This window comes from uncultured Flavobacterium sp. (assembly GCF_963975005.1).
GTDB lineage: Bacteria > Bacteroidota > Bacteroidia > Flavobacteriales > Flavobacteriaceae > Flavobacterium.
The window spans coordinates 1-5,855 of sequence record NZ_CAXBFR010000153.1 but is presented as its reverse complement, the minus strand read 5'-3'; the positions used below and the strand labels follow the sequence as shown (position 1 = coordinate 5,855).

Genomic DNA, 5,855 nt, shown 5'->3' with positions numbered 1-5,855 from the left:
AGAAAGGTTAGAGCTGTCAACTGCTGAAAGTGAAGTGTTAAATTCAAAACCTTTTACTTTATAAGTTTCATTAACATCTTCTAAAATTTCTTTTATTTCGCCTTTTTGTACTTGTGCAATAAAAGACTGTTTGTCATCAGATTTATTAAATGCATCTATAACTGAACTGTTTATTACTTCGTCTTTTAATTTTAATTTTAGATTATTAATTGTAACTGGATTAACATTATCGTCTTCTAATGCTGTAATAGAAGACAGTAATTCCGCATATGTGTTTATTGATGTATTTGTGTCGAAACCATTTGTTTTAATAGAATCTGATAGTTGCGGTAAAAGTAATTCAAATCTATTAGTAATATCTACTACTGCTGTCTGTTTATCATATGTAAGTTTATTATTGATAACACCTCTGTTTAATCTATTCCCAATACTATCTAACCATTGTGTGGTTAAAGGAAGTAACGTTGAAGGTACATTGCTTAAATTTTTTAGTTTGTAAGCTTCAAATTTTTTCTTATATTTTTCTGGTTCATACTGATGTTGTACAGCAAAATCATTTAACTCATTTTCAGCTTTTGTTTTAAAGTTTGACATATATGCGGCTTGTGCACCTTTGTTAAAAGCACTACCAGCAAAAGAAGTTTTTGGTGCATTAGATGTAACAAAGTTGTTTCCAACACTTTCTGATTGTTGTTTAAAGCCTTGTTCATATCCTTTTATCTCTGCATTCTTATCAGCAATGTTGTTGGCGTAGTTGGCAACTAAATTAATATTTTCTGCTAAACCACGTGGTGCAACTGGTTTTGTAAACGTAGGCTGTGCAGAAAGTTTAGAATTATAGGTAGGTATTTTTGCCATTAAATTGTACCTCTTTGTGCTAGTGTCATTTCAGCATTAAGCAATCCGCCTAACTGTGCTTGTTCACCACTCATACGTAAATTGTCTGCACTTATATTTGCACTAACCATTCTGCCACTTGTTCCATATCTGTCATAAAAATCATCTTCCGAAAATGAACGTGCGGTAGAAGCCAAAATATCTGTTGGTGTATTTTCTAATGCAACACCACTTGTTCCGTAAAGTGCTCTTTGTTTACCAAGTGCTCGTGCAAGTTCTCGTCTTCGTTGATCTTTTCTTAAAGCATAAGTTTCTGATTCTTGTGAAGCTTGAAAGTTAGAGAAGGCGGCTTGTTGTTCTAAAATTCCTTTTTGAACTTGTCCACTATAAACCATACCACTTGCACCAATAAGTGGTGCGGCTACGTTTGCATATTTTAAACCAACTTTTAATGCAGTTGTTAATGATGATAATGTTGAGGTAGTGCCAGCTACATACGAAACTTCTGATGCTAATGCTGCCGTAGATGCTGCCGTTGATGCTGTTGTAGCACCAGCCGCACCAGCTGTTGCTCCTACTGATAATCCACCAGTTGCTACTGCTAAACCAGCTATTGCCGCAATTGTTAATACTTTACGTGGTGCACACATTAAATTCGATTCTCCACAATTAAAATCTTTTCATTTCCTACGTAGTAATGACTGACTTCTTTAAATTTTAAAATATTTAGCCAACTTATGCTTGCTTTGTGTCCACTCCATACTTGCACAAGATGTCTTTTATTTTGGTATTGTTTTTTCTTTTTCTTTATTAAATTTTTTGCTTCACGTGTTACTCTTATCCAATAATGATTTACTAATGGTGTTGCTAAAAACCAATACCAAACAGCATCATCAACAAGTTGTGTGCCAGCCACTAAAAAAGGTATGTCGTGTTCTTGTGTACCAGTTAATCCATCTTCCAAATTTGGATAAATGTTGATTAAACTTTTTTTAGTATAACCAGTTAGTTCAATCTCTTTGTTGTCTGCTATACGACAATTATTCACCACGTATTCAAAATGTGGTAAATTGAGTTTGTGTCTAGTTGGCTTTATCTTTGTTGAAACTTGCCAGTCGAAAATTTGCATTCTGTTGATAACGATAAAAGTGTCATTGGTAGAGGCTCATCTACTGTTACTGTAACTTGCGGTTGTTGTGCTATGCCATTTAATCTAATTCTTTTTATTCCGTTAAATCCAGTTATTGGATTGTCTAAAAGGTTATTGCCTAAAAATCTAAATGGAACAACACGTCCATCTACTTTTGCACTCTTACTGTTATAAAATTGTAATTCTGCAAACATCTTTCTAATCCTTTCACCACTTACAAGACTGTTTCCAACTTGAAATGTAATAGGTAAAGTTTTTGCAGTTGATGTATAATTGTATCCAATCTGTGTAGAAGGCGAAGTTCTTGTCAGTGAGAAATTACCTTTTGCATTGACTGTCACATCTGCGTGTACTGTGCCATCTGCCAGTACAGAAACTGTTTGTGACTGTAATCCATTTGCACCAGCATACGTAGAAGCTGTACTAGATGATGATAAAAAACAGTCTAAAAATATATCTTCTGTTGTAAGTCTTTCTAAAAAAGTTCCATTTGCTCGTGTAACTAAAGCATACAAACTATCATCTACTTCACACACTTGTAAAAATGAACCTTCTGTTGTCCATCTACTCCAACCAACAACATCTCTTTCAACATTAACACCCATAACACACAAGTCACCATTATTAACAACGACAACATAGTTTGTGTTTGTATCTTTGTAATTTTTTAAATATTCAATCTGTGTGGCATTTGACAACATAGTGTGATGGACTAATGAATAATTTTTTGCACTGAACGCATCAGTATTAAAATTATAAACAAATGCTCTTAATTGTTTGCCAGACTTGTCGATAAACATAGTTTCATTATCAACAACTTTTGGTTCTGCTGTGCCAGCTTTAATTCCGTATCTTGTTTGTTGTCTTATTAAAACGTTAGTAGGAGTTACTGGTTCACCACTCATATCAAACTCACCATCAGTTGTAAAAATGAACAATGCTTGTTGTGAAACAAAATGTTTGATTATGTTTAATTCATCAGACGCAATAGTAAAAACAAAACCAGCATCATCTGTAACTTCACCAGTTGTGTCACTACCACTTACAACTCTTGTTGTTGGTTTGAAATTAAAGAAGTCACCAGATTGAGATGCAAAAATAGTTTGTGGTTTATCTCTGCTTCCACCAAAAATTAATCTGTTTTGATGAAAAGATATTGAACGAGGGTAACCACCACCTATTGTTGAATCAAAATTTGAGAATGCAGTCAGTTCCCATTCATTGCCAGTAGATGCAACTGTGTCTGCTAAATCTTCTATCACATCAGCAACAGCAGTAACACTGTCTGAATTAATAGATGTAATTTTACATAAACCAGCATTTAATCTTACGTGTGCACCAACGTGTCCATTTGGAAAGTTATCTTGTATCCACGTATAATTTCCATCACTTAAAGTTAAATTAATTCCAGTTCCAGTTTTTGCCGAAGGTGTTAATGTTGTTGCGAAACTAAAATTAACCATTGGATAAAAGTCAAAATTTAAATCACTCACAGCCCAATCTGTGTGTGAAGTACCTCTAACAATCTGCAATGGCGGCATTGTTTCTTCAACCATAATCATTACATCAAACGTTTGTGCAACTCTTATGTCTGCTATATTTGAAGTTGTGATATTAAAACTATTCCCATCAACACCATTAGTTAATACTGCAACTCTACTGCCAGTGTAATAAACGTGAATTTTTGCTTGTGTTGAAATTGTTGTGTCTGCTGGTTCAACAACTAAAACGTATTCTTGTCCGTCACCAAACTTAAAAGGAATTAATCTACTTTGTGTATGAAATGAACCAGTCGTTACATCTGTACTTCCGTCTGCTAAAGTTGAAGTGTCTAAATTTGCAGATATAAACTCAAACCCACGTCTTCTGTCTATTCCACCTTGTGGTAGTAATATAAAATTTTCACAAGTTTCTAAACCAGCTCTATAAATGCCAAGTTCTGCTCTGCCTTTAATAAAGCTACCAACTTCGCCTTGTGTGAAGGTAGTCTGTGTATACCTTTGTATTCCCATATCTAATTTTGCTCGTGTCTAAATCTGTCTGATGTACTGCTGTTTAAATGAGCTTCTATTAATCTGCCAGCTGGCATAATGTTTTGAGGTGGATTTTCTTGTCCATCAGCAATACGAGCCGCACGTAATTTTTGTTGAAAGTCACTTGCAAGTCTATCTGTTAATGAACCATTTGATGTAATTGCTTCGTTAATTTCTGTTGCAATTTTTGAAACCAAAGCTTCAACGAAAAATGAAGGCATATAAGTTTCTTCCATATTTTGCACGTATTCAACAAATGCAATTTGATTGTTAGAATAAATTTTTTGTCCTTCTTTCTTATATGTAAAATCTGAATGTCCATCTTTATCAAAAACACTTCTAATTCTAATTACGTCTGCTGGTAAACTAAAAACGTATATAAATTTTTTATCAGTTGGTGTTTCTACCAATCTGTTCATTTGAACTTTAATAATAGCAAAGTTCCAAAACGTGTAATAAAGTAAAGATTTTTTAATTGTGTCGTACATAACAGAACAAACATTACTTTCGTGTGTTCCGTCTGAAAATGATGAAATAGTGTCTGCACCACATTTAGTTAATGCTTGTGAGCAAATATCGATTTTTGTTAATGCCATTGTTCAATTCCTTTTTTAATATTTATGTAGAGTACAAAAGAAGAAAGCCGTCATCGCAATGACAACGGCTTTCAAAATGAACGAGGATTACTCCTTATTCAGTAACGTTGATTAGTGCTACACCAGTTGCATCGATAACCGCCGCACCAGCAGAAAATTCACCAGCAATTAAGTGTGAAACTTTTTGTGGAACGTAGTTAATTGATGCAGTAACTTCTTTACCAACTGCCAAACCAACTGAGTTTTTTTGGAATGCGAAACATCTCCTTACACCAGTTGATGCTAGACTTAACAAGTTAGAAACAATTAAATTGAATCCTAAAAAGTTTGGTATGAAACCAGTTGAAAGAGCAACATTTGAGATTGCACCATCAGCCGCAGTAGTAACACCAGTGTCAGCTAGTAAGTCAGTAAGTGCTGCTGGTGACATAACCAAATATCTGTCAGCAGTGTCTACATCGTTAGAGTTTAATCCTTCAGCAATTTCTAAAAATTTTGCTTTAGTTAAACCGCCACTTGCAGTTACTGTTGTTGTAGGTGATGATGCATCTAGTTTTGCAATGATTTCTGAATCATATGCTCTTGCTAGTGCTCCACCAATTGCTTCTGCGTATGTTTGTCTAAAATCAAAATTAGTTTTCAATTGATCGAAGTCGTCAACATATTCACCAGCAACGTAGTTGTTTAAAGTAGCAGTTACAGTTGCGTGTGCAGCAACACCACCAGTGTAAGTAGCAGAGCCACCCATTGATTTTGAACTGTCAGACATTACTGTAATATCTTCAAATCTACTTTTGTTAGTCATATATCCACCTTTTGACATAGTGTTGAACTTGTAAGTAGAACCAGTTACGTTTCTTACAATTCTAATACTATTCGCAAGTTTAGATGTTTTTTGTTGGCTTGCGTGTATTACGTCATCAGCAAATTGTGTTACGAATGCGTTTGATACAGTTGAGCCTGCGTTAGATAAAGCCATTTAGCTTACTCCTTTATTATTATTAATTTAAAAATAAAATGCTGAATTATGTTTAAAAGTTTTTAGGCATTTAAGTTCTCTAATAACATTTAACGTTCGAACTTGTTTTTTAAGAGCACCACTCTAACAAAATCTTGTTTGTTACAAAGAAGGACTTTGCAGTTTATCTTCGTATCTATTTATTTTGATATTATCAAAACTTTTTTGTACAGCAGTTATTCTTCTGTTCGTTGTTACTTGCTTTACAAAACTCACTCCAT

General features: G+C 34.1%; 6 protein-coding genes. All 6 read right to left on the bottom strand.

The genetic code is table 11. The features are described 5' to 3' along the window. On the bottom strand, positions 1-858 hold an 858-nt coding region (locus AACZ53_RS13405; protein WP_339839450.1), incomplete at its 3' end, for a hypothetical protein. Then, positions 858-1,487 carry a hypothetical protein gene (locus AACZ53_RS13400; RefSeq protein WP_339839448.1) on the bottom strand — a complete coding sequence of 210 codons (630 nt, stop codon included), beginning with the start codon at positions 1,485-1,487 and terminating at the stop codon, positions 858-860. The genes AACZ53_RS13405 and AACZ53_RS13400, both read right to left, overlap by 1 nt. Beyond that, positions 1,487-1,966 (bottom strand): hypothetical protein, encoded by a 480-nt coding sequence (locus AACZ53_RS13395; protein ID WP_339839446.1) that lies wholly within the window; start codon positions 1,964-1,966, stop codon positions 1,487-1,489. Before AACZ53_RS13395 ends, AACZ53_RS13400 begins: the two co-directional genes overlap by 1 nt. Continuing rightward, positions 1,930-3,999, bottom strand: a complete 2,070-nt coding sequence (locus AACZ53_RS13390; RefSeq protein WP_339839444.1) for a hypothetical protein — start codon at positions 3,997-3,999, stop codon at positions 1,930-1,932. Before AACZ53_RS13390 ends, AACZ53_RS13395 begins: the two co-directional genes overlap by 37 nt. 2 nt (positions 4,000-4,001) lie before the next feature. After that, positions 4,002-4,616, bottom strand: coding sequence for a hypothetical protein (locus tag AACZ53_RS13385; RefSeq protein ID WP_339839441.1), 615 nt, complete (start codon positions 4,614-4,616; stop codon positions 4,002-4,004). Positions 4,617-4,710: 94 nt separating this feature from the next. Further along, positions 4,711-5,595, bottom strand: a complete 885-nt coding sequence (locus tag AACZ53_RS13380; protein WP_339839438.1) for a phage capsid protein — start codon at positions 5,593-5,595, stop codon at positions 4,711-4,713. Between the last annotated feature and the right edge of the window lie 260 nt (positions 5,596-5,855).